Below are 24,430 nucleotides of genomic sequence, written 5' to 3'. Positions count from 1 at the left end.
TACTCCGTAATTTGAATTCGCAAATTCAGGAATTATCCAAGCCGAAAGGAGAGATCGTTATGCTGACTTGGCTTTCGCAAAACATAGGAACGATAATCGTGTTACTGGTCGTTGTTCTCATCGTCGCTGCGATCGTAAAATCGATGAGGCGGGATAAGAAAAACGGCAAGTCCTCCTGCGGCGGCAACTGCGCGGCTTGCCGCGGCGGCTGTATGCACGCACAGAAGTAAAGACCGCGAGGCCTCCGTTAACCATAAACATGGAGGCAGCACCGATAGGCGTTCTTTGTTCGGTGTTGCCTCTACCTCCTGAAAGGCGGGCACAACTTGGAAACAGGTTGTGCCCGTTTTGCGTATTGTAAGAAACTTTTCAGTTGAATTCCCGGTTTTGCGTGCTATAATGAAAATGCAGAGATATGCGCTGCATTCGGTTTGTTTTACAAAAGACGGGAGGCCTTTTTAGTGGAGAATAAAAGAAGCGTCACCGTAGTGGCGGCGCTTGTGCGTGAGGGAAATAAATTTCTCATCGGGCAGCGGCCGGAAGGCAAAGCCCGCGCAGGCATGTGGGAATTCATCGGCGGCAAAACGGAGCCGAATGAAACGAACGAGGAAGCCCTCATCCGCGAGTGCAGGGAAGAGATCGGCGTTACGGTAGAAGTGGGCACGCTTTTTATGGACGTACTGCATGACTACCCGGATCTGTTCGTACACCTGTTTGTCTATAACGCGAAGATCACAGAGGGCGAGCCGCAGCGGCTTGAGCATCAGGATTTTCGCTGGATCACGCCCGGGGAGATCGACAACGTTGTGTTCTGTCCCGCAGATGTGGATGTGCTCGCGAAGATCAAGGCGGAGTTTCCTGCCGGGGGAGCAAACTGATGCGCCCCACTTTGCGCACGCTGTTTTTGCACGGCGGTGATATTTTGAAATCTCCGGGTATGCAGATTGCAAAAGAGAACATGCAGCACGGGTCTGTGAGCGTGTTTGAGCACTCCGTGTGCGTGGCGCTTGTGTGCCTGTGGCTCGTGCACCGACTGCACCTAAAAGTGAACCAGCGCGCTCTTGTGCGCGGCGCTTTGCTGCACGATTATTTCCTCTACGATTGGCACACGCCCGATCCCGCGCACAGGCTGCACGGGTTTCGACACGCCGGAACGGCTCTGCGCAATGCCGACCGCGACTTTGAGCTGAATGACACGGAGCGCGACATAATCAAAAAGCACATGTTTCCGTTAAATCCCGCCCCGCCGCGGTTCAAAGAAACGGCTGTTTTGTGCCTTGCCGATAAATACTGCGCGCTGCGCGAGACCGTTTTGCAGCGGAAAAAAGCGAATAAGCGAAAATAGCAAAAGCTCCCGCGGAGAAAATTTGCGGGAGCTTTTTGTATGATTGGTTTTGGGTTGAGCTTCGGAATATTTCGCTTGGTTAATCAAAAAGCACGCGAGAGAACGTCTATCTGTGTGATGATATCGCGCAGGCGGTCTCCGGCGACAATGTATTCCAGCGCGTCGTCCGGCGTATCAAAGTATTGTTCGGTATCCGGCTGGTTCCAGAGATAGGCCATGATCCGATGCTCCGGTTTCGGTTGGCAGCCGCTCATTCCGAAATGAACGCCTTTCCATTCGAATTCAATTTCATCTCCGCGCCCTATGCAGTCCTTGAATTCCTCAATAGATTCAAAACGATCGTCTTCCAGAGTGTTGCAAGCAGGAAAAATAGTGTCCATATCGTTACCTCCATATTGTTTGAATTCGGGGACATTTCCGTCCCAATAATTTTTAGTGTCGCCCCAATGAAAATGGTTGTGTTCCCAGACTAGTTCGTGGTCGTGCGGTATGGAATGGTGGCGTGGGTAACCGTGATCCGAAAAATGTTGTTCTGAAACCGCTTTGCCATCTTCACCGATTTTGGTAAGTCGAAGATTTCCATTTTTGTCTTTGGTAGTTTTAATTTCTCCCGGTTTACCTATAAATCTTTCATCGTCCGGTTTCTTAGGTTTCCATTCGCCGCCATAAGCACTGCCCATGCCTTTTTCTTCTTGCTGGGGGAATACATAACCTCTTTTTATCAGTATAGCACGGCTTTTGACAGGAGACAACTGTCCTGTGAGATATTTTGCATATTTTGAAGACTTGCTATGGTTTTGATATTTCCAAGAAGAAAGTTCATAATCTACAAAAATGATGTTGCCTTCCATTTCAGGAAATGGGGTATTGTAACAAATAATCCGTTCGGGTTCGATTTGCCGAAGCATTTCGCGATAACCTTTTAGGAAAAAGTCTTTTTGATCGGCGTGATTGCCATGCTCAGAAACCATGTAAGTGGATACCGCCACAACACTCCCCTTTGGAATGCCCTTGAAACAGAAATCAAAGGTGTTTTCGTCTCCCCAACTTACGGTTGGAATAACCCGAATTCCTTTTGAAGCAAAATATGCGCCGCACCAGCGGTTTCTAAAAGTGTTATAAAGCTGCATTGAAGGGTTCATCTCTCTATAGATACTGAAATCTGGAGATAGAACGGCTCTGTAGCGTTTCAGTTTTTCTATATCATAGTCCGGTTTTTTCCATATCCGTTCAAATTTATAATCATATAAAAAGAAATGAACCATGCGGTTTAAGTGATGCTCATCTCTGATGTTGGTGCGGTCAAAGCCGATTAACAGCAGATTTTGAAAGTCTTTATCCCCGAAATTTCCTTTGGGAATAATAGGAATCTTAAATTTGTCTTTGCCATGAAACTGGTTTCTTAGCATGATTTGACTTGTGCGATATTCTCGATTCTCTTCAGTCATTTTTATATCTCCTCTATAAGTAAAATGAAGTCTTTCTACCTATAGAGGAAAACACGGCAAAAGTTTCCCTGAAAAAGAAAACTTTCGCTGCATTTTCTGCAAAAAATATTTTGATGAATAGTTTTAGAAACGAAACGGCATTCACTAACGATTTTGGAAAAGAAGAAGCTTTGAAATGTGCAAAAGCTTTTTTCAAAAGAAAAAACCACGAATCAAAAAGACTCGTGATTTTTGGAGCGGGCGAAGGGAATCGAACCCTCGTATTCAGCTTGGGAAGCTGATGTTCTACCATTAAACTACGCCCGCGTATTCATTTTGCTGTGTTATCTATTCTAATATAAATTGAGGAAAAAATCAAGAGGGAAGTTCGTTTTGGGGCATTTTTTGTTTTGAAGCAAACGGTTTCGCACACGATACAAATTCCGCAGAGGAATTTCGGCAAAGTTTTCTCTTGAAAAATGCGATGATTTTCGGTATGATTATATAGAGTTGTTCGTACAAGTGATACGAGTGACGGAATGAGAAAATCACACAAACGGCGGGTTTGCCGTGAAAGGACGGGTATATATGGAACGCAACGAGATTGCCGCGCTGATCCGCGGGGGCGAAGCGGTATTCGGTTTGGAGCTTGGCTCTACGCGCATTAAGGCGGTGCTCATCGGGCCGCACGGCGAGGTATTGGCTTCCGGCAGCTATGACTGGGAAAACCGCTTGGAGCAAGGTGTGTGGACGTACCACATGGACGACGTTTGGCACGGCATTCAGGAGAGCTACAAGAACCTTGCGGCATCGGTAGAGGAGAAATACGGCGAGAAGATCACGCATTTGAAGGCGCTGGGGTTTTCCGCGATGATGCACGGCTATTTGGCGTTTGACCGCGAGGGCGAGCTGCTTGTGCCGTTCCGCACATGGCGCAACACGATGACGGAGGAGGCTGCCGCCGACCTTACGTCGCGCTTTGGCTTTAACATTCCGCAGCGCTGGAGCATTGCGCATCTGCATCAGGCGATTTTAAACAACGAGCCGCATGTGAAGGACATTGCGTTCATCACAACGCTTGCGGGCTATGTGCACTGGAAGCTGACGGGTGAGAAGGTGCTCGGCATCGGCGATGCCTCCGGCATGTTCCCCATTGACAGCGAGCACAACGTGTACGATTCCGGCATGATGGACACGTTTGATATTCTGCACAAGGAGCACAACCTGCCGTGGCGGCTGCGCGACATTCTGCCGCAGATTCGCCTTGCGGGCGAGGACGCGGGCGAGCTGACCGACGCGGGTGCGCTTTTGCTTGACCCCACCGGCACCTTAAAGCCCGGTGCGCCGTTGTGCCCGCCGGAAGGTGACGCCGGCACGGGCATGACGGCAACGAACAGCGTCCGTGTGCGCACGGGCAATATCTCCGCAGGCACGTCTGTTTTTGCGATGATCGTGCTCGAAAAGGCACTTTCTAAAGTACACACGGAGATCGACATGGTGACGACGCCGACCGGCAAGCCCGTTGCGATGGTGCATTGCAACAACTGCACGTCCGACATCAACGCGTGGGCGGGGCTGTTTAAGTCGTTTGCGGAGCTCATCGGCGCGAAGTGCTCCATGCCGCAGGCGCTTGATACGATGTTCTTTGAGGCTTTAAAGGGCGACGCCGATTGCGGCGGGCTCGTTTCGTGCAACTACTTCTCCGGCGAGCCGATCACCGGCATGGAGGAGGGCAGACCGCTGTTTATGCGCCTGCCGGACAGCGCGTTTACGTTCCAGAACTTTGCGCGCACGCAGCTTTACTCCGCGATGGCGACATTGAAAATCGGCATGGATATTCTGATCGAAAAGGAGCACGCGGAGGTTGATTCGCTGCTTGGCCACGGCGGGTTCTTCAAGGCGAAGGGCGTGGGCCAGAAGCTGATGGCAGGTGCGCTGCATACGCCGGTCTCCGTGATGGAAACGGCGGGCGAGGGCGGCCCGTGGGGCATGGCGCTGCTGGCTTCTTACCTTGTGAACGCAGAGGACGGCGAAACGCTGGAGGATTACCTCGATAAGAACATTTTCGCCGAGGCAAAGAGCGAGACCGCAGAGCCGGATGAAACCGACATGCAGGGCTTTGAGAAGTTCCTGGAGCGCTATAAGGCAACACTGCCGGTGGAAAAATCCGCAGTGGAAACGCTGAAATAAAACAGAAACGGGGAGCCGCGCAAGGTACACGCACGGCTCCCCGTTTTCATTCTATATTATACTGCGTCAAAGGACGGTAGGCTTATTCGATTTCAATGTGGCGCGCGCTGTCCGGCAGGGCCTTCTTCGGCATTTCAAGCTTCAAAACGCCGTTGTCGTAGGTCGCCTTCATGTGGTCGGCGTCTACGCTGCTCAGGTCAAACTGACGGCTGTACGAGCCAAAGGAGCGCTCGCAGCGGACGTAGTTGTTCTTGTCGTCCTTTTCTTCCTGCTCTGCCTTGCGCTCGGCGTGAATGGTCAGCGTGTCGCCGTTGACATCGAGATGGATGTCCTTCTTGTCAAAGCCCGGCAGGTCGGCCTCCAACGTGTAGCTGTCGCCGTTATCCTTGATGTCGGTCTTGAACGATGCGAGCGCGCTGTGGTCGAACCAGCTGCCGAACGGATCGTTAAAGAAATTACGCTCAAACGCGTCCATTTCACGGAACGGGTTGTAAGCACTCAGATTGTTTCTTCTATCATTATTGTTACGATACGGTCTCATGTCAAACATAAGTCATTCTCCTCTTTGTTGTGATGTTTTCGTCTTAAAAGCTGCATGTTTTCACGTTTATCGTGTTCACTTTATGTTCCAAGGGAACCACCTCTTTGTATTCATCTTTTCTTTTCGATTATCAGTATAGTGGTACTTTTCGTTTTTTGTGTTATGCGTTTTTTACGAAATTGTTAAACCTGCACTTTTTTCTTTTGAAAAAACATTACACGGAAAATAACGCTGTGCTATACTGAAAAAAACGGGATGCTGCCCCGCAGAAAGGGAGCAGAAGCTGATAGAACTTTTGAACAGAAAAAGTGATTAAAGTTCACAACTTATTGACAGTGTGCTCGGCGGTTTCTATACTAAAAGCAATATAAAAATGATTTGCAGGAGGTGCACTATGAAGAAGCACGACTTTGGCGCGTGGTTTCTTCTGTGTGCGCTCCTGTTTCTTTTTGCACCGGGTGTTTCGGCCATGGCAGAAGAGACGAAGCCGCTGTTCGCATTCGCAGCACAGGAAGAAGAGGTGCGTCCCGGCGGATCGTTCGCCGTGACCTGCACGCCGGTGCGCGGGGACATTGGCGCGTTCGTGCTGTTTGCGGATTTTGACGCGGAAGCCATAGCCAATGCGAAGGCCGAGTTGCCGGAAAGTGTGAAATCGCGCCACGTGTATACCTCGCAGCAGGACGGACGTTTTGCGCTCGTTTACACGGCGAAGGACGGCGGTGCGCTCACGGAGCCGTTCACGCTGGTGTTCCGCACGGAGCGCGGTGCGGAGTTTGATGCTGTGACGGTCAGCTTTTCCGTGACCGATGCGGCGAACGCTGTGGGGCAAGAACTCATAGATACGGTGCAGACGACGGAAAAGACGTTTACTTACGTGAAAGAGCCGGAGATCGGCGCGGCACTGCTTTCGCTCATCCCGCCGACGGGCACGCTTTCCCCGAGCTTTGACCCGGAGAGGTTCCAATATTCGCTCTCGGTGCCGTTTTCCGTCACGTCACTCGTTTTCGACGCCCAGCCGGCAGAGGGCTGCGCTGTGCGCGTGAACCGCAAAAATCTCGGCGCGGGCGGCAGTACGGTCGATTTTGAATTCACCGTGACGTCCGAAAGTGGCGAAACGACAGTGTACACCGTGGCCGTCACGCGTGAGACAAAACCCGTGACGGCGGTGGCAGGAAAGACGGGCACGTCGTCCGCCGCAAAGGGAAAAGACGCGGCAAGCGGTGAAAAGCCTGCGGAAAGTGAAGCCGCCGAAGCCAATGCAGAAGAAGCACCGGCCGAAACAACCGTTGTGACAGGAGAAGCGCGCGACGCGGATCTGACCCAGACGGAAGCGGAGAAAAACGCCCGTGCGGCACAGACAGACCGTCTTGTTACGGCTGCCATCGTGCTGCTTGCGGTGGCGTTTGGCTTTATGCTTGCCGTTTTGTGGCAGCGTGTTTCCGAAAAGAAGGGGGAAAAGTCCGGTCCGCGCCACGGCGCATGATGCACACGCTGCGCTCCGTTTTCATACTATGAACTGCGAGCTTGTCTTGCAAGTATAGTTTGAAAGGAGACACAGCACATGGCAGATGAAAACACCATGCTGCGCGGCTGCCGCACCACCTGTACGCCGCTGCCCGAGGACCCTGTGCCCGGCATGGCCTACGTGCCGTTTCAGCAGTGGAGCGAAACCTATGAGCCGGCGCGCGCGTTCGATGACGGCACGCTGTTCCCGGTTTTGAATAAACCGTTTTACGGAAGGCGGGGTGAGCCGCGGTGAACGAACAGCAGCGTTTAAGGCGGCACATTTCCGCCGTGCAGTTCGCGATGTGGGAGCTGCATTTGTATCTGGATTCGCATCCGTATTGCAAAGAAGCGGCGAAAAAGCTTGCTGCTTACCGCGAGGAATACGATAAGCTTACGGCCGAGTACGAAAAAGCATACGGCCCCTTAAACGAGACTTCGCGCTCAACGAGCCGCTGGGCGTGGATCAGCGACCCGTGGCCGTGGGAAACGGAGGCGAACGAGTAATGTGGATTTATGAGAAGAAGCTGCAGTACCCCGTACGCATCAAAAACCCGAACCCCGCGCTCGCAAAGCTCATCATAAGCCAATACGGCGGCCCTCACGGAGAATTAGGCGCTTCCCTGCGCTACCTCAGCCAGCGCTACTCCATGCCCTACCCGGAGCTTCGGGCGATATTGACGGATATCGGTATCTCTGTTTCAGAAATGCCGCTTTTGGGGTCTAAAACGCCTTTTGAGGCCTTTGCGACGGCGTAACTCCACTTAATCGGGAGCAAATTCAGGTAAACATCGACGGTATCCTTACTTTGAACCACCATTTTGTCTAAAATCTGTGAATAAAACGCATCTTCATATTCGACACCGCTGACGATTTCATGAATGGCAGCGGTGATTTCTTTCATCACGCTTTCCTGCTGATCGGCGAGGAGGTGCTGCTGGTCTATGCCGCTGATCGTATCTTGCAGCTCGGAAATCTCCTTATCGCAGACTTCGCGTTTCGTGATGAATTCCTGCTTGGTGATCGCACCGGATATGCACAGGTCAATCAGTTGCGTGCGCTTATCCTCGACAGTTTGAATTTGCTCTTTGAGCTTTTCAATATGCGAATAGTTGGTGTTTACGGAAAGCACGGATTGAATGACCGAAAGCAAATTAGCGGTGATTTTCTTTTCCTCTAATTGCAGACTGCGGGTCACGAGGTACATGATATGAACGGCATCTTCATTGCGGATGCTTGGATTTGAGCAGCCAAGCGGATTTCCGGTTTTATCGGTGTGCGGGCTGCCTTGTGTAGCGGACTTGTAGCATCGCCATGCTTTGTAGCGGGTTCCGTTATTTCGATTTTTATATCTTGCCACATAGCTGGAGCCGCAGCAGCCGCACTTGATTTTGCCGGAGAACGGATAACGGTTAGAGTGCTTGGCTTTGCCTTCCTGCGTTAGAGATTTTTCATCTAAAATGCGGTTGGCTTTCTCGAAAAGTTCTCGGGAAACGATGGGTTCGTGGTGGTCTTTGATGATGACAAATTCTTCTTCGCCGCGGTTATATTTCTTTTCGTGAGAGAGAAAATCCGGCGTGAAAGTTTTCTTTTGCACGAGGTCGCCGCAATACTTTTCGTTGCGGATCACGCGCAAAATGACGGTGTTGCTCCACTCTTTGACGCGCATAGGCGTGATGCCTGCTTCGCGAAGCTCGCGTGCGATAACGTGTGTGCCCTTGTTTTCGTTTGCAAACTTATGGAAGATAAGCCGCACGATTTTGGCGCCTTCCTCGTTGATGGTCATTTTGCCGTCTTTAACATCGTAGCCTAACATGCTCCTGCCGAACACAACGCCTTGTTCCATCTGGCGTTTTTGCCCCCATTTCACACGTTCGGACGTCTTACGGCTTTCCTCCTGTGCAATGGAAGACATGATTGCCAAGCGAAGCTCTGCATCGCCGTCTAAGGTATTGATGTTGTCATTCATAAAAATAACGCCGACGCCGTGTTTTTTGAGGTCGCGCGTGTAATAGATGCTGTCGAGCGTATTTCTTGCGAAACGGGAAATCTCCTTCGTGATGATCAAATCGAAATCGCCCTCTTTGGCGCAGGCAATCATGCGCTTGAATTCACTGCGCTTTTTGGTGTTGGTGCCGGAGATGCCTTCGTCGGCAAAAATCTCGTAAAGCTCCCAATCGGGGTTGCGCTCAATATATTGCCTGAAATACCGCTGCTGGCTCTCAAAGGAATTTGCCTGATCTTCGTGGTCGGTGGAAACGCGGCAATAGGCAGCCACACGCTTTCGCACATCGATTATTTTTCGCTCTTGATTCATGCGTTCATATCGGTTCATATAAATCCCCCTTTTACAGTGAATGTTTCTGTGCCTATTATTATAGAAAGCGAAATTTGGTTTGTCGAATGTGCAAATTTGTTTTTACAGTTTGTTTCGGATGGCTTTCCACAATCCCGCCCCCTGAAGTTGTTAATTTTCTCGATCACATTAGAGAATGCTGTTGGCAGTTAAATATTCGTGTAAAAATCGGTGAAATTTTCTTTCACAAGGAATGTTTCTGTTTTATGGTATTACAGATTTGATTTTTGCTTTCTCTTTTTCCCAGTTCGGCTAAACACTCTTGATATTGAGCGGGTGTCAGCAGATTTCGCTGCTTTAGGGAACGGAGGATGCCTTTCTGCAAGTTCAGAAAGAAAGCGGCATGCTCCTTTTCATCCAATTTTGGAAGCGGTTCACTGATATAGATAAATTCTCTGTGCGCCAAATTACCACCTCGTGGTGCAAGTATATGGGAGCTTACTTGTACCGGATAACAAATAAAAACAAAGTCTTTATGTTTTCAGCATTTATCCCATAACCCGATACTGACGGCGAGGGCTTTATCGATTTTCTGAATATAGGAATACGGCAGTCTGCCTAATCGGGCTTGCAGACGCTGCTTATACACGACATTTTTCGGCGATTTATAAGCGGGGTAAAGGTATTTGTTTACAGATTGTTTACATTTGGCGCGCTTATGGGATGGAAATTCAAAATTTGAAATATAAAGCTGCTTGACCTTTTGCCTTGCAAATTTTTTAAAACGAGAGCTGGTTGTTAAAGGAAAATTCAATAGATATTTGTAGAGTGTTCGGATTGATAAATGCTACTTCATGATGCTCTTTTGTCATTTAGTGTGATTTTGCTTGACTTAATTTGAAATTCTATTATTATTAAGTCAACTAAACGTTTAGAAATCATGTCTGGCAAAAGAACAGTGATCGCTGTATAACCCTCTATGAATTTGCCTTTGTAGCTGAAAGGTGAGTTCATATATAGCATATAATTATATTTCACCAATTTAAAGGAGAAAAATCTATGAAACGCAAATTTGCCATTCTTTTGTCTGCCATGCTGCTCACGCAGGCGGTCTGCGGCTGCGGCGGCGCGGCGCCTTCGGCTACGTCTTCCGCTTCGGCTTCAACGGGCAGCACCGCGAGCAAATCGAGCGAAAAAGCGGTGATCGTGACGGATGAGCAGGAATTTACGCACGAAAACGGCATAACGCGGCTTGCAAAAGAGATCTACGGCGATTTGAACGTTGAGTTTTTCGTCCTCTCCGAGGATGCGCAGGAGCGCGAAACGCAGATCTCCTCCCTGCGCGTGGAGATCATGGCCGGTGGCGGGCCGGACGGCTATCTGCTTTCTTCCCCGACCTCAAACATGACTTTCAATGGTGAAGGTCACCCGGCCGCGCTGTTCCCGGATGTGCAGCGCACCATGCAGTCCGGCGCTTTTCTGCCGCTTGACGACTATATAAAAGAAAGCGAATACCTCCGCTCCGAAGACCACTTTGCCCCTGTTTTCGATACCGGAAAAACCGACGAAGGACAGGTCGTGCTGCCTATCACGTACTACGCAAGCGTTTTTCTCCTCGATAAAGCACAGCTTGCCGACCCCGATTTCACCCCCAAAACATGGGACGAGCTTGTAAACTGTGAGGACACGGCCGTTCTGAAAGTTGTGCGCAACAACCTCTACACTTGGTGCGGCGCCGGAATTCCCCGTATTGCAGATTACGCCACCGAAAAAACAATTCTCACCGAGGAAAACCTCACCGCGCAGTTTGAAGATCTTCTTGCCATGCCTGCGTCGGAAAGCTTTGACGAGGAGACCGCACTGATCCAAAGCGGATCCTATGCGCAGACCGATGAAGGCATGGCGTATTACGCACAGAATAAAGACACCGTGAACGCCCTTGCCATTCCGAACACCGAAGGCGGCGTGACCGCGTTTATTACCTCCTACGCAGCCATCAATCGCAACAGCCAAAAGGCCGATGAGGTGTTCCGCTTCTTCGAGCTGCTGTTCAGCGACGAAGCGCAAATCGACACTGAAACCGTGAACGATGCGCGCGGTACGCTTTTGATGCTCGGCAACCTAAACAGTTTCTTGACGCACAAAAACGCCTATCTGCAGCCCGAGCTGCTTGAAAGCGTGCAAAGCCGCGTCAACGCTGTGCGGTTCTATTCCGTGATGGACTACACCATTTACGATACCGCCACGACCCTGACGTGGGAAGAAAACCCGGATTGCGCTGCCGCTGCGCACAGCGTGATAGAAGCGCTGCAAACCAGACTCTCTGAATAATGCGTTTTACAAAATTTATGCAAAACTCGTTTATAAGATTAGAAGTATAGTAAATATAATTACAATCAAACGGCAAAACATGAGGGAAAAATCTTCATTCCCCGCATCTCATATCCCCATAACGTGAAAGAGGTGTCCGATATGAAACGTAAGCTATCTGTACTTTTGGCAGCGCTGCTCTGCACGCTATCCCTCGCATCCTGCGGTGCGCCGCCCCCGCCCGCCGGCATTACGGAAAGTGATGATTCGGGCGGCAAAACCTCCGGCTCGTCTTCGTCCGGTGCAGTGGATAAAGACGCCCTGCGTGTCTGCGTGGACTTAGAGTACCGCGCCGGCTACACAGAGGGCAAGACCCCGGAAAACGCGTTTTATAACCTGATGAACACCGTAAAAAGCCTCGGCGGGCCGGAAAACGTATCGTTTGAGTACCTCCCCCGCGAAGGCACAGAGCGCGAAACGGCGCTCGACCGCGTCCGCACCGAGATCATGTCCGGCGGCGGCCCGGATATGTTCATCATCGCCTGCAACGGCGGCATCGATTACATGGCAGCAGACGTCGAAGCGCTGTTCCGTGTGCCCGAAAAAGCGATGGAAGCCGGGCTTTTTCTGCCGCTCGATGACTACATCCAAAACGCGCAGTTCATGGAGTGGAATAAGCTGAACGAGACCGTCATGGCGGCCGGCCGCACCGAACAGGGTCAAATGCTGCTGCCGATGACCTACACCTTCCCGCTGACCATGTTCCGCGAATCGGACGTAACGCTCACCACCACAGCGGAAACCACATGGCAGGACATGCTGAACGACAAAACGAACGTGCTCACTGCTGCCGCGAACTGGATCCCCACGATGGAAGAGCAGGAAAATTTTGAAAACCAATGCGGCGGCCCGCTGCTCCCCTACATACTGGGCGACCTTGCCGATTACAGCAGTGAAAAGCTGCTCTTTACGGAAGACGAGCTTTTGCAGCGCATCACCGACGTTATAGAGTTGGATGTGCGCAATAAGAACGGCGAATTTGAAAATGTCCCGCCTTATTACCACTGGTTTGCATGCGGCGGCCTTACGGGCAGCGACTTTGCCGATCCGCATGTCAAGGTGCGCGACCAAGGCCCCATCACCATGGTGCCGCTCTATTCGGACGACGGCGGTATGACCGCAGCGGTCACGTCGTATGTCGCTATCAACCGCAGCACAAAGCACGCGGACGAAGCGTTCTTCCTCGCCGACCTTTTGCTGCGCAAAGAGACCCAGCTGTCCTCCGCGCTCTATTCCGAGTGGCTCGTATACAATGATTCCGTAGGCATCCCCGTTTATGCCGATGCCATGCAGGATACCAGCCCCGTAACGTGGCACGGCATGACCGATTGGCACATGAGCGCCGAAAACTACGAAAACTTCAGCGCCGCGCGCAGCCAGATCACCCGCGTTCGCTTCCAGGGCGGTTTGGAGGAAGCGCTTGTAAATTGCTACTATGCGTGCAGCGATGCCCGCTACCAAGACCCCAATGCCGACCTCGCGCCCATCATTGCCGAATGGTACAAGACCATGGAGCAGTGGGTGCAGGAATAAAATAAAAGGCGGTGCCTTATGAGAAAAGCTTTTCACGGATATATCCTGATCGCCCCGGTGATGATCGGCTGCCTTGTGTTCACGCTCATCCCGTTCGGCATTGTGCTGCGCTATTCGTTTACGCAGGGCTACGGCGCCGCCGGCATGTTCGTCGGCATGGAGCATTATACGAAGATGTTCCAAAACGACCTTTTCCGTCTGGCGTTTTTCAACACGATGAAGTTTTTAGCCATAGGGCTGCCGCTCATCATGCTGCTCTCCTACCTTTTGGCACTCCTCATGCAAAAGCAGGCGGGCAAGCATAAGCTATTAAAATCTGTCTTTTTGTTTCCGTACATCATGCCCGTCGCCGGAACCGTTCTGCTCATCGATCTGCTTTTCGGCGAAAAAGGCGCCGTAAACGGCTTGTTTGCCGCGTTAAATCTGCCCATCGTCGAGTGGCTGGACGGCAAATACGCCTTCTGGGTCATGATCCTCATGTACCTCTGGAAAAACACGGGGTACAGCGTTATTCTGCTGCTCGCAGGGCTCGTCACCGTCCCCGCGGAGCAGTACGAATCCGCCGATCTCGACGGCGCTTCGGCGTTTCAGAAGTTCCGCTACATCACTACGCCGCAAATGTGGTATTCCGTGTTTTTCGCCCTGATCTTCTCCGTCATCAACGCATTTAAGTGCTTCCGCGAGATCTTTCTTATCGACGGCGAGCACCCCGTGGATGAGCTTTACATGCTCCAGCATTTCATCAACAACTGCTTCAGCAACCTCAATTACCAGAAGCTCTCCGTGGCTTCGGTCTTATTGTTGATCGTCATTATCGTATTCTTTGGCTTATTCTATGCGTTTGTCAGCCGAAAGGAGGCGTTCCGCGAGTGAAACGGTTTTTCTCCGGGCTGTTTGCCGCTTTGGTCGTGGTGTTATCCGCTGCGCCGTTTTTGTACGTGTTCGTGCGCAGCTTTCTGTCGCCTGGCGGCGTTACGTTCCAGTATTATTATGACGTTTTTCTGGCTTCCCCAAAATACCTTTTCCGCTTTTGGAAAAGTATCGGCATGGCCGTGTGCATCGCCGCGGGGCAGCTTTTGATCTCCGTTTTTGCCGGGTTCGGGTTTGCAAAGTATAAGTTCCCGGGCCGCAACTTCCTTTTCTTCCTTTTAATGATCCTCATGACGCTGCCTGTGCAGGTCACGCTCGTGCCCGATTTCATCATGCTGGGCTACATGAACCTGCTGAATACCTACGCAGCGCTGATCTTACCGTCTATTATCTTGCCGCTCGGCACGTTTATTTTAACGCAAAGCTTTAAATCGGTGCCGGACACCGTTCTGGATGCCGCCATGCTGGACGGCTGCGGCGTGCTGCGCATGCTGTTTTACGTCGTCTCGCCGATGAACAAAAGCGGCCTTGTGTGCGTTTTGCTGCTCTCCTTCCTCGACGCATGGAACATGGTGGAGCAGCCCATCGCGTTTTTGAAAGAAGCCGAGCAGTACCCCATCTCGGTGGCGCTCGCCTATACACCGCCGAGCGAGACCTCCGTGCAGCTCGTCTGCTGCATTCTGGTCGTGCTGCCCGCGCTGTTCCTCTTCACCTTCTTCAACCGCGAGCTTGTGGAAGGCATCGTTTTAGCGGAGGTGAAGTGATATGAAACGCCGCGTTCTCTGCATTTTTGTTTTGATCTTATGGGGCCTCGTTTTCTGCACGATGCTTTCCGTGCGCATTGAGCAGCTCATGATCCCGGAAGTGGTGCTCACGCAAGCGGACGAAAGCGAACCCTCCCCGCACATCGCGCTTGATTCCCTTTTCTTCGACGATACGGGCATGCACCTCTACCGCCCGAGAGAAGGCACCGGCTGGGAGACCGGCACGCGCATTTATGAAGAAGAAATCAATAATTATTCCGTGGGCGAAAATCAGCTTGATTTGAAGTTTTTCGGCAGCTATGTCCGTTACGCTTCAAAGCCCCTGCGCAGTGGCGACGAAATTTCAATCAAATCCGATTTGGAGAACCGGGACGACACATGGCTTGCCATATTCCCGGAGGGCATCCCGCAGCTTTCAGGCGCCCTCACACCGACCGCAGAAGCCGAAAACGCATTGCTGTTTAACGTGACGGACACCCCGCAGCCGTTTATGGCAGACCGCGCGAAAAGCACAATTTTACCCGTGACGGAACTCGCAAATGAAAACGCCGGCAGCTTTTACAGCCTTTCAGACGTTAAAAGCTTTCTTTCGCAGCTGCCGCTTTTGGCCGCATTGCTTGCCCTCTCGCTTTTCGTCTTGATTCTGTGGGTTTATTCTTTCGTTCTCTCGCGCAGAGCGAAAGAGAACCGCGCAAAGCTCATTTTCCACGGCGTTTTAGGTGTTCTCGCCCTACTCGCCGTGCCGTTTATCCTGCTGCACATCGCTCTGCCGTCCTCTCTCCTGCCGCAATACCGCATTACGGACGCCGCCTATTATATGCGGGAGTTTGGAGAGATTTTTTCCGCATTGAACATACTGGCAAAATCGAGTAGGGAATCAACAGAGCTACTTCAATATGCGGGGAGAATGCAAGCGATGACTCTTGTAATTGTTGGGTTCGGTATATTTTTAGGCGTTATATTTATTTTGATAGAAAGATTGGTAAGAAATAAATCGGTTAAGAAAGAGAAACAATAACTATATTATCATTAGCTTTTAAGGAGCTGATCTATTCGGGAATCACACCTGATATTGCTTTTTTGGATGTCGAAATGCCGGGGCGAAGTGGGATTCACGTCGGTGCGGAATTGATGCAAAAAAACGTGTATGTTAAGATCATTATTATCACTTCATTCCCCGATTATCTCGATGAAGCAATGGATTTCCATGTTTATCGGTATTTATCCAAACCTATTGACGAAAACAGATTTTGCCGCAGCTTGTCGGCGGCGCTAAAGCAGCTTCATATGGAAACTGTATATATTCATGTGTGTACAGTGGACGGTGGTCTAAAGCTTCGCGCCGACGAGATCATTTGTGTTGAAAGAAGAAAAAATAAAGGGTCGTTCGCTAAAAAGACGGAAGCTTTCACGCGTTTTATGAAGATGAGAAAAGAAAATTTTATGTGATAATTGAAATTTAACATAGGTTCAATTAATAGATATTGAAGTTTAAGCAAAGAAAGACCAGCGTTAAAAACGCTTGTCTTTTTTTGTTTTTAAAAAATCAAATTTGCCAATAAATCAACCCAAATAAGCGCTTTTTTGTCGTTTCATGATAAATGTATTGACTTGTTTCCGTTAATATGATATTTTAACAGCAAGTTAACCATATGAAAAATTTTGAAATTTAAGGTTTGGCCAGAGTGTCATTTGACTTTAAAGGTAACGCGTTTTGTGATGGGATTACGATATCAGAAAAATTCGGAATGGTTTTCAACTTTTCCTTTAGTTTATGATATGGAGAAATATATATGGTGATTTTGAAAGAAATGAACTACATTGTTTTGCGCAACCGCGGGCGGACGGCGCTTTCTGTTTGTATTGCGGCGCTGCTTGTATGCTGCATGTCGTTTTACCTCGGCAGCATCCAGACGGCGGAGAGCGCGGAGGAAAATCTGGCGCAGGTCATCCCGGTGACGGCGCAGGTGGTCAACCGCAGCGGTGCGCGCACCGTGGGGTTCGAGATCGACGAAAATCACTTTGCGAACCTCATGAAGGCGGACATCAAAGACGCGGTGTACACGGCCTCGGCGTGCGCGAATTTTCAGGAGCAGTACCGCGCGGAGGACGTGCAGGGCGCGGACACGTCCGTGACGGCGGTGAGCGGGCTTTCGGCGCTCGTCGGCGTGACGGAGGAGAACATCGCGTTTGAAAACGGGTATGACCTCTCGTTTTTGGAGCGCGCGGAGCCGCTGTGCGTGGTGAGCCAAAGCTACGCGGCGCAGTACGGGTTGAATTCGGGCGACACGCTCTCGATGCCGTTTTACGTGACGCGCTACAACGACGACGGCTTTTCGCTGCGGTACGAGCACCTCGGCATGCAGGGCGTAAAGATCATCGGCGTGTACGCGGACAGCGCCTCGGGCAGCGCGGTGCCGTGCAGCATGATCGTCTCTGTGCCGTGGCTGCAAACGGTCGTTAAGGAAAATAATCTGCGATTTTATTACAGCTCGTTCCGTTGTGCGCTGCGCGACCCGATGAAACTGAACGATTTTAAAGATGCCATGCGCGGCGCAGGATTTGCAAAGCCCGACCCGAACGCGCTTGATGAGCGCCACGGCGACACGCTTGTGGTGGACGACCAGCTTTTCATTGAGACGGCAGAGAAGTTGGAGCAGAATTTGAAGGTGCTGCGGTGGTTTTTAGCGCCGTTTTTCGCGCTCGTCATTGTGCTTGTCACGCTGGTGACGTTTCTTTTGCTGCGCAGCACGCGGCGGGACATGGCGATCTCGCTTTCGCTTGGGCGGCCGAAGATTTTAAGCGGATGCGCGTGCTTTTTCGGTATGCTCATCGCAAATGTGTGCGGCTGCGCGGTGGCGGTGCCCATATTGCTTTGCACGGCGGGGCTTGCGCTCGGGCAGATTCTGACGATCTGCGGGCTGTACCTTGCGTCCTCGTGCGTGGGCGTTTTGCTGGCGCTCATTTTGCTCCTGCGGTTTGACGCACTGGAGCTTTTGACAAAAATCGATTAACGGAAAGGCGGCGTGAATATGGCTGTTTTAGCAGCGGAAAATGTGAGCTATACCTACCAGAGCAAATACCAGAAGGTGCAGGCGTTAAAAAACGTCTCCTGCACGTTTGAGGCGGGAAAATTCTACGCGATCGTCGGGCAGTCCGGCAGCGGCAAAACGACGCTGCTTTCGATGCTCGCGGGTCTCGGCACGCCGAGCGAGGGCGAGATCATTGTGAACGGAAAAACGCTGAAAGAGATCGGAAGCGAACGGCACCGACGCGAGAACGTGACGGTGATCTACCAATCTTTCAACCTACTTCCCACTTTGAACATACTCGAAAATGTGATGTACCCGATGCAAATTTCAAAAAAGCCGACGAAAGAGGCAAAAATCAAAGCCAAAGAGCTTTTAAGCTCGGTTGGTCTCGGTGACGTTGACCCGAGAAAGCTGCCGGCGATGCTCTCCGGCGGTCAGCAGCAGCGCGTCGCCATCGCGCGGGCGCTGGCGTCCGACGCGAAAGTTATCCTCGCGGATGAACCGACGGGCAACCTCGATACGGAAAACGGCAAGGTCGTCATTGACTTGCTCAAAAAACTCGTGAAAGACGAAAATTACTGCGTTATTGTCGTCACGCACGACCCGGGCATCGCGGCGCAGGCGGACATCGTCTACAAAATGCAGGACGGAAGGCTGGCAGTAGAATGTTAAAGAGCCTCAAACAACTCCTTCGCACGCCGATGAAAACTTGCTTGTTCTTCCTCCTGATGGCCGCCGCCACGGCACTTTTGGTGATGGGGGCAAATTTGTGGGCACAGACACAGGCGCAAATGGATGCTGTGGAAAAGCAATTCACAACGCTCGGCACGGTAGAGCAAAAGCCGAACCGCACGCAGATGCGCACGGGGTGGAATGCCGCCGATGGGGCGTATTATAGCGAAGCCGAACCCGTGTATGATTCGGTGATCTCTGCCGATGTTCTGGATTTTGACGGCGTGAATTATTTGAAAGCGCCTGAAAAACGCCTGTATTACCTTGCGGATTTGCAGGGGCTTGCGGTGCGCGACGGCGGCACGGCGCTGTTTTACCCGGTGGTCGAATTCACGCCTGCCGAAACGGCGGTGCCGGATCACCCCATAAAAGTGTATGTGCAGCGATTTTTGTACCCGGAAGCGGAAAATCAGAACAACGAATACGAAATTTACGTTTGCGACCACTGGACGGAAAATCCCGCGTCACTGGAGGCAGGGAAAACATATGTGGCGTATACAAATGTGATCGTCAATCACCACGAAAACGCGAAAAGCTCCATTGAATACGCACTGATCGCGGCGGAGCGCTCTACACAGTGCGACGCAGGCGGAAATTTGCTTGAAAGCGATAGGCAGACACGGACATTTGACGAAGTGACGGCAGGCTTTTACGAGACCGAGCGCGGGCAATATTGGCTGGAGTTTTCAAAGGCGCTTTCCATGTGGGACACGACCGCGCCCGTTTTGCCGGTTACAGATACGGCGCTGCTGCCGAGCTTTCACGACCGCACGGTGTATGTGCGGGAGGGGCGGACGTTTTCCGCGGAAGACCTCGAAAACGGTGCGGCGGTATGTCTTGTTTCCGAAGAATTCGCGCGGAAAAACGGGCTTTCCATCGGCGATAAAGTGGAGCTGCCGCTTTACGGCGTGAACGAAAAAGACTCGCCGCATAGGACGTTCGGCGACGGTAGCGGCCTGCGCACGTTTTCGCTTTTAAACGCACAGAACCGGACATACACGCCGTTTTGGACGGCCAAGTATGAGATCATCGGCACGTATTACAGTGTGGGCACATACGGAAAACCGGCGGGCTCCATCGAAATGGCGCTGAATTTGTTCCTCATTCCCGCAAATTCGGTCAAGGCGGATTTTGCCGGCAATATCGTAGACAGCGGACCGATGCAGCGCGCGACGACCTCCTTCCAAATCCCAAACGGCACGATCGACGACTACATGGCAGCGTATAACCGAAATGTTCCGGCGGAGGTTCGGGAAAATTTGGAGATCACGTTTGACGACAATGGGTACAGCCAGATCATCGGCGGTTTACTCAATATGCGGTACGTGGCGATCATTCTGTTCGCGGCAGGATTGCTTTCGGCACTGGCGATTTTGGTGTTGCTGCTCTATTTCTTCATCGTAAAGCAGAAGAAGCGCACGGCAATTGAGCGGAGTTTAGGTATGAGCAAAAATCAGTGCCGCGTGTCGCTTGTTTCGGGCGTAGTGGTCTTGAGCGCCGTGGCGGTGATTTTGGGCACAGTTTGCAGTTCAGTGCTGTTCGACAAAGTGCAGACGCTCGATTTAACCGGGCAGAACGAGCACACATTCAGCACGGAATACAGCCTTTGGGCGCGCGACGAAAATGCGGTGGAGACAGAAGACGCAGAGAACACGGGCGTTTTGGAAGTCGTCATTCCTGCAGCGATGACAGTATTGACGGCGGGATTATCCGTGATTTTGGTGAACCGAAGTCTGAAATATGAATTAATTGAAATGCTGAACAAATAGCGACACTGGATTTTGGGAGGAAAACATGACTATTCATGAAATGCAAAACTTGAACCGAGCCACTATTGAACATGCTTCAAAAGTTATCGTGCCCGGCATGACGCTCATTGAGCTTCGTAAACTATGTGAGGAATATATGCTCTCCCACGGTGCGGATTCCTTTTGGTATTGGGATGTAGGCGCTTTTGTTTTCGCCGGTGATAAGACTACTGTATCCGTATCCGGTCGTGAGTATAAAACAGATGACCACATAATTGAGCCAAACGATATTATTACAATAGATTTAAGTCCACAGAGCAACTGCATTTGGGGCGATTACGCAAGAACTCTGATTGTAGAAAACGGTAAGATCGTCAAAGACGTAGAGCAAATACAGAATGATGAATGGCGAAATGGTCTTAAAATGGAAGTCTATCTGCATGAAGCTATGCTTGGTTTCGTGAATGAGAACACTAATTTTGAGGCGCTGTTCTACTACATAAACGATCAGATTAAAGCTCGTGGGTACGTCAACCTTGATTTTCTTGGAAATTTGGGTCATTCCATAGTTAAGGATAAAAAACACCGTATCTACATTGAAAAAGGAAACACGGAAAAACTGTCCGCTGTCGAAGCGTTCACTTTTGAACCGCATATCAGTTTGCCTGGGTCTTTATACGGATACAAAAAGGAAAATATATATGGATTCAACGGTGGTGTTTTGACCGAACTATAAACAAGAATGGAGAAGTGAAAATATAATTCAGGAGCTTCAATTACAGAACCAGTTATCGGGGCATTAGCAATAGGCGGTGGAGGAGATTGGTATGCGCTCCCTGTTCCGGGACAAAAGCATCGCTTTTATAATGGATTAGGCAGCTTCATAGGTATAGGAACGGGTGCAGGTGGAGAAATTCACACTGGTTGGAGCGATACAAATAATGTGTTTGTGTTTAATATATTTAAATTGCTGGATAAGATAAAGTCATAAAAGGAGTGTGACTATGAAAAGAATAAGCAAAGTTCTAGTATTTCTATTGATGACTGTGACCTTTTCGCTTTTATGCATGCCAGCGGAGGCTGCGCTTTCTGGGGATTATTATTCTGATTCCGATGCAAAAGAGTTTTATGATTCTATTTCTTTTCGGGAGATTGAGCCAACGGAGAATATGGGAAAAATCGTAAGTTTTGACGTTGCAAATCAAATTCTATTGGCATTTAGCTCACAGAAAATAGCAGTCTGTGACACAAGCGGAAAAATTTTAAAGGCATTTGAATTTCAAACATATGGCAATTATTATGTACAGTGGTGCGGAGACGACATTCAAATTTACTTTGTGCGAGGTGATTCTTTACTGACTGTTATGCAAGATGGAGAATTGGTTTCGTGCATAGCGGTTAACCCTGACAGAGCAACAAACGAAACGAGTATTCAAAAGTTAGAGCACAAAACAACATGCGAGATTTCTGGCGTAACTTACAAAATTCAAAAAGGCAGACCAATACTCGAGTTATTATCAGGGTACAAATATACCCAGATGGTAAAAATAGACAACACGGGGAGAGAGACGATATTATACGATTGTACTGCGCAATACAGTAGCGAGACACCCACAATAATTGTTTTGATTATCATGTGTTTCTTGATAATGCTTACGATTGTCATTTATTGGCAAAAGAATGGGCGAAAATCGCAACAAATCTCTGCATTGAAGGGAATCTTAAAATAAATCGACTCAGTATATCGATGTTTGCTATCTTTATAGTCGTTGTACTAACTTCCTGTGCGCAGGTGGGTAGGACATTGTTATGAATCCACAGCATTGTTATTGGCAGATGATTTGACAGGAGTAGGTGTAGCCAACGATTTTCTACTACCAGGAAGTGTAATGTGTGTGTTTTATGGTATGAATGTTGGATTAGAAAAACAAGTATGTGAAGAATGTGGGGCTGTAATTTATGTGGGACCGTAAAGAAAAAATTACTATAAATAAAGATAAACTTCTTTATATTTTGGATTTTTTCGATGTGTATTTGATGCAGTTTATACAAGAAATTTTGATGGATTCAAAAGAAGATCCTCATTTTTCAGCAGTTGCTGCCAATAATATGATTCTTTGCTATTTAGAAATTATGACTGAATTGGGTCAGAAATTACCATACAACAGTGTTAAAGAGTATTTCGAATTTCAAGGGTTTGATCCAGAGGAATACGATGCATTTGAAAGATCCAGAATAGAAGAATCAGCTTATTATAGAGGTCCACAATTTTGAAATTTACATGTTAATATTTTAAAAATTTATGCTTTTGAATGGTACCGGCGGCGAGAACGATTCAGTACGGGTATGCTGTATCTGCTTTTTAAGCAGGAAGAAAAAACGGGGAAAATTGAATTTCCCGATGTGTAAGGAGGAGCAAGCATGAGCAAAGAAGCTGCTTTTTCGGTGTTTTGCCTCGAAAACTATAAAGCATATAAGTCTCTGACGGGCAAACAGACGGCAGAATTGTTTCGCCAGTATGGCGTATTTGACTACTTGAACGAGTTTTACGATGTTCTTCACACAACGGGCTATCAGTATATCAACCACGATATTGATATCTATCTGAAGTCCCGAAATGCCGTGATCACAGCATAATAGATTCATAATATACCAAGTTGTGAGTCTATTATCGGTGTCACGCTCCGATTCCCAATGGCAATTTAATATTTGTGTAAAAATCGGTGAAATTTTCTTTCACAATGAATGTTTCTGTTTTATGGTATTCCGAATTTGATTTTTGCTTTCTCTTTTTCCCAGTTCGGCTAAACACTCTTGGTATTGAGCGGGTGTCAGCAGATTTCGCTGCTTTAGGGAGAGAAGAATGCCTTTCTGCAAGTTCAGAAAGAAAGCGGCATGCTCCTTTTCATCCAATTTTGGAAGCGGTTTACCGATATAGATAAATTCTCTGTGCGCCAAATTACCACCTCGCGGTGCAAGTATATGGGAGCTTACTTGTACCGGATAACAAATAAAAACAAAGTTTTTATGTTTTCAGCATTTATCCCATAACCCGATACTGACGGCGAGGGCTTTATAGGTGTTTGCCACCACTTTCGGCGGGATATATGGTATATGTTTCACCTACATTCTGACATAAAAAAGCCGAGGGGCTTTCATAGTGAAAATCCCTCGGCTATGTAGTTATCTGCATAGGCGTTGACTGTTTTATTTGCAAATCTATTCTGTTGTATGTGGCAAGTATTGGAGAATGTGCCTTTGTCAAAAAATTAGAATTTGCGCGAACCCTTTTTCGATGGAAGATATACAGATGTATTCGATTGCTATAATACGAATCTCTGCGCGATAAGCAATTTTTTCTGAAATCAGCCAATATTAAATTAAATGAAAAGAAAGTTATTACAGTGCCCTCAGCAGAAATGCCATATACAATGGAAGCGTCAGAACTTGCCCCATGCGACCAACATTATAGTCTCCAAGCTTGATGGCGCTGCTGACGTGATATTTTTCCGGATGATTCAAAATCGTTTTTGTACTCTTGATGTTGCCGGTCGCCGCTTTTACTTCCACGAGCGTACACTCGCCTTTGTAGCGGATTACAAAATCTACTTCCAAGCCGGAATCCTTGTGAAAATAATAGAGCTTCCGTCCCATCTTTGTAAAAATATCGGCAATCAGGTTTTCAAAGATGGCACCTTTGTAGCCGAAAAGATTACCCTGCAGAATGTCATACTGCGTGCCGTCTTCCAGCATACTGACGAACAGACCCATATCGCGCATATATACCTTGAAAGTGTCCTCTTCAGCGTTGCCGTCTAGCGGCAGTTCGGTAATGGAGAGGTTATAGCAGCGGGAGATGATTCCCGCATCCTCGATCCATTGCAGGCTCCCGGCATATTTTGCAGCTGTGGAGCCTTTTCGGACAACAGAATACTGGAATTTCTTATTTTCCTTGGCTAACTGACGGGGGATGGACTGGAAGCACTCCTTGATGCGGGACTTGTCTTTCTTTTCCGCGTATTTCACCATGTCGTCTTCATATGATTACCTCCTATTAGGAACACTGTAAATACAAGGCT

25 protein-coding genes, 1 tRNA gene and 1 pseudogene are annotated in these 24,430 nt (G+C 49.4%); 21 read left to right on the top strand and 6 right to left on the bottom strand.

Going from position 1 to position 24,430, the window contains the following annotated elements; translation table 11 throughout:
• The first annotated feature begins 11 nt into the window (after positions 1 to 11).
• From ACI0CA_RS12440 to ACI0CA_RS12430, 3 genes are all read left to right on the top strand, one after another.
• The gene (locus tag ACI0CA_RS12440) at positions 12 to 230 is read left to right on the top strand and encodes a FeoB-associated Cys-rich membrane protein (RefSeq protein ID WP_446807007.1); all 219 of its coding nucleotides are present in this window, start codon (positions 12 to 14) and stop codon (positions 228 to 230) included.
• Positions 231 to 461: 231 nt separating this feature from the next.
• A complete protein-coding gene (locus ACI0CA_RS12435; protein ID WP_412263891.1) occupies positions 462 to 878 on the top strand; it encodes a (deoxy)nucleoside triphosphate pyrophosphohydrolase in 417 nt (138 codons plus the stop codon).
• Complete coding sequence (locus tag ACI0CA_RS12430) at positions 878 to 1,345, top strand: HD domain-containing protein (RefSeq protein ID WP_446807006.1); 468 nt, start codon at positions 878 to 880, stop codon at positions 1,343 to 1,345. The genes ACI0CA_RS12435 and ACI0CA_RS12430 overlap by 1 nt, the downstream gene beginning before the upstream one ends.
• Positions 1,346 to 1,428: 83 nt before the next feature.
• Here ACI0CA_RS12430 and ACI0CA_RS12425 read toward each other — a convergent pair whose 3' ends face one another.
• Both ACI0CA_RS12425 and ACI0CA_RS12420 read right to left on the bottom strand, forming a co-directional pair.
• A complete protein-coding gene (locus ACI0CA_RS12425) occupies positions 1,429 to 2,793 on the bottom strand; it encodes a DUF4417 domain-containing protein (RefSeq protein WP_417111245.1) in 1,365 nt (454 codons plus the stop codon).
• A 232-nt stretch (positions 2,794 to 3,025) separates the two neighbouring features.
• Positions 3,026 to 3,099, bottom strand: a tRNA-Gly gene (locus ACI0CA_RS12420).
• 261 nt (positions 3,100 to 3,360) lie between these two features.
• Between ACI0CA_RS12420 and ACI0CA_RS12415 the strand changes: the two genes are divergently transcribed.
• On the top strand, positions 3,361 to 4,962 hold the full coding sequence (locus tag ACI0CA_RS12415; RefSeq protein WP_446806768.1) for a xylulokinase: 1,602 nt from the start codon (positions 3,361 to 3,363) through the stop codon (positions 4,960 to 4,962).
• A gap of 82 nt (positions 4,963 to 5,044) precedes the next feature.
• On the opposite strand, the gene ACI0CA_RS12410 is transcribed toward ACI0CA_RS12415, so the two are convergent.
• Entirely contained in the window at positions 5,045 to 5,512 is a 468-nt protein-coding gene (locus tag ACI0CA_RS12410; protein ID WP_308448888.1) for an Hsp20/alpha crystallin family protein, read from the bottom strand.
• 385 nt (positions 5,513 to 5,897) lie between these two features.
• Between ACI0CA_RS12410 and ACI0CA_RS12405 the strand changes: the two genes are divergently transcribed.
• The 4 genes and pseudogenes from ACI0CA_RS12405 to ACI0CA_RS12390 form a co-directional block, all read left to right on the top strand.
• Positions 5,898 to 6,986, top strand: coding sequence for a cadherin-like beta sandwich domain-containing protein (locus tag ACI0CA_RS12405; RefSeq protein ID WP_446806769.1), 1,089 nt, complete (start codon positions 5,898 to 5,900; stop codon positions 6,984 to 6,986).
• Between the two features lie 78 nt (positions 6,987 to 7,064).
• Positions 7,065 to 7,262, top strand: coding sequence for a spore coat associated protein CotJA (locus ACI0CA_RS12400; RefSeq protein ID WP_343284628.1), 198 nt, complete (start codon positions 7,065 to 7,067; stop codon positions 7,260 to 7,262).
• Positions 7,259 to 7,513, top strand: a complete 255-nt coding sequence (locus ACI0CA_RS12395) for a spore coat protein CotJB (protein WP_176821399.1) — start codon at positions 7,259 to 7,261, stop codon at positions 7,511 to 7,513. Before ACI0CA_RS12400 ends, ACI0CA_RS12395 begins: the two co-directional genes overlap by 4 nt.
• Positions 7,513 to 7,698 (top strand): annotated as a pseudogene (locus tag ACI0CA_RS12390) (manganese catalase family protein); the annotation flags it as partial. The gene ACI0CA_RS12395 and the pseudogene ACI0CA_RS12390, both read left to right, overlap by 1 nt.
• On the opposite strand, the gene ACI0CA_RS12385 reads toward ACI0CA_RS12390, so the two are convergent.
• Positions 7,662 to 9,341, bottom strand: a complete 1,680-nt coding sequence (locus tag ACI0CA_RS12385) for a recombinase family protein (protein ID WP_446806770.1) — start codon at positions 9,339 to 9,341, stop codon at positions 7,662 to 7,664. The pseudogene ACI0CA_RS12390 and the gene ACI0CA_RS12385 overlap by 37 nt on opposite strands.
• A gap of 1,020 nt (positions 9,342 to 10,361) precedes the next feature.
• Between ACI0CA_RS12385 and ACI0CA_RS12380 the strand changes: the two genes are divergently transcribed.
• The 13 genes from ACI0CA_RS12380 to ACI0CA_RS12320 all read left to right on the top strand — a co-directional run bounded on the left by ACI0CA_RS12380 (position 10,362) and on the right by ACI0CA_RS12320 (position 22,988).
• A complete protein-coding gene (locus ACI0CA_RS12380; protein WP_446806771.1) occupies positions 10,362 to 11,633 on the top strand; it encodes an extracellular solute-binding protein in 1,272 nt (423 codons plus the stop codon).
• Between the two features lie 141 nt (positions 11,634 to 11,774).
• On the top strand, positions 11,775 to 13,205 hold the full coding sequence (locus ACI0CA_RS12375; protein ID WP_446806772.1) for a hypothetical protein: 1,431 nt from the start codon (positions 11,775 to 11,777) through the stop codon (positions 13,203 to 13,205).
• Positions 13,206 to 13,223: 18 nt separating this feature from the next.
• Entirely contained in the window at positions 13,224 to 14,078 is an 855-nt protein-coding gene (locus tag ACI0CA_RS12370; RefSeq protein WP_446806773.1) for a carbohydrate ABC transporter permease, read from the top strand.
• Positions 14,075 to 14,839: a carbohydrate ABC transporter permease gene (locus tag ACI0CA_RS12365; protein ID WP_446806774.1), complete on the top strand. Its 765-nt coding sequence runs from the start codon at positions 14,075 to 14,077 to the stop codon at positions 14,837 to 14,839. Before ACI0CA_RS12370 ends, ACI0CA_RS12365 begins: the two co-directional genes overlap by 4 nt.
• Before the next feature lies 1 nt (position 14,840).
• A complete protein-coding gene (locus tag ACI0CA_RS12360) occupies positions 14,841 to 15,857 on the top strand; it encodes a hypothetical protein (RefSeq protein ID WP_417411775.1) in 1,017 nt (338 codons plus the stop codon).
• Positions 15,854 to 16,288, top strand: a complete 435-nt coding sequence (locus ACI0CA_RS12355; RefSeq protein ID WP_446807080.1) for a LytR/AlgR family response regulator transcription factor — start codon at positions 15,854 to 15,856, stop codon at positions 16,286 to 16,288. Before ACI0CA_RS12360 ends, ACI0CA_RS12355 begins: the two co-directional genes overlap by 4 nt.
• A 344-nt stretch (positions 16,289 to 16,632) precedes the next feature.
• A complete protein-coding gene (locus tag ACI0CA_RS12350; RefSeq protein WP_308448876.1) occupies positions 16,633 to 17,853 on the top strand; it encodes a hypothetical protein in 1,221 nt (406 codons plus the stop codon).
• Between the two features lie 18 nt (positions 17,854 to 17,871).
• A complete protein-coding gene (locus ACI0CA_RS12345; protein WP_343284635.1) occupies positions 17,872 to 18,543 on the top strand; it encodes an ABC transporter ATP-binding protein in 672 nt (223 codons plus the stop codon).
• Between the two features lie 761 nt (positions 18,544 to 19,304).
• The gene (locus ACI0CA_RS12340; RefSeq protein WP_446807079.1) at positions 19,305 to 20,372 is read left to right on the top strand and encodes an ABC transporter permease; all 1,068 of its coding nucleotides are present in this window, start codon (positions 19,305 to 19,307) and stop codon (positions 20,370 to 20,372) included.
• 25 nt (positions 20,373 to 20,397) lie between these two features.
• Positions 20,398 to 21,087, top strand: coding sequence for a M24 family metallopeptidase (locus tag ACI0CA_RS12335; RefSeq protein WP_308448873.1), 690 nt, complete (start codon positions 20,398 to 20,400; stop codon positions 21,085 to 21,087).
• Positions 21,088 to 21,355: 268 nt separating this feature from the next.
• On the top strand, positions 21,356 to 22,081 hold the full coding sequence (locus tag ACI0CA_RS12330) for a hypothetical protein (RefSeq protein WP_308448872.1): 726 nt from the start codon (positions 21,356 to 21,358) through the stop codon (positions 22,079 to 22,081).
• Between the two features lie 229 nt (positions 22,082 to 22,310).
• Entirely contained in the window at positions 22,311 to 22,625 is a 315-nt protein-coding gene (locus tag ACI0CA_RS12325; protein WP_177713606.1) for a hypothetical protein, read from the top strand.
• A 147-nt stretch (positions 22,626 to 22,772) separates the two neighbouring features.
• Positions 22,773 to 22,988, top strand: coding sequence for a DUF3791 domain-containing protein (locus ACI0CA_RS12320; RefSeq protein ID WP_308448871.1), 216 nt, complete (start codon positions 22,773 to 22,775; stop codon positions 22,986 to 22,988).
• A 99-nt stretch (positions 22,989 to 23,087) separates the two neighbouring features.
• On the opposite strand, the gene ACI0CA_RS12315 is transcribed toward ACI0CA_RS12320, so the two are convergent.
• The gene (locus ACI0CA_RS12315) at positions 23,088 to 23,309 is read right to left on the bottom strand and encodes a hypothetical protein (RefSeq protein ID WP_308448870.1); all 222 of its coding nucleotides are present in this window, start codon (positions 23,307 to 23,309) and stop codon (positions 23,088 to 23,090) included.
• A gap of 441 nt (positions 23,310 to 23,750) precedes the next feature.
• Positions 23,751 to 24,380: a DUF4143 domain-containing protein gene (locus tag ACI0CA_RS12310; protein WP_308448869.1), complete on the bottom strand. Its 630-nt coding sequence runs from the start codon at positions 24,378 to 24,380 to the stop codon at positions 23,751 to 23,753.
• Positions 24,381 to 24,430 lie beyond the last annotated feature (50 nt).

The sequence above is a fragment of the Hominenteromicrobium mulieris genome (assembly GCF_046197855.1).
GTDB lineage: Bacteria > Bacillota > Clostridia > Oscillospirales > Acutalibacteraceae > Hominenteromicrobium > Hominenteromicrobium mulieris.
This window is presented reverse-complemented; position numbering and strand designations above follow the sequence as displayed.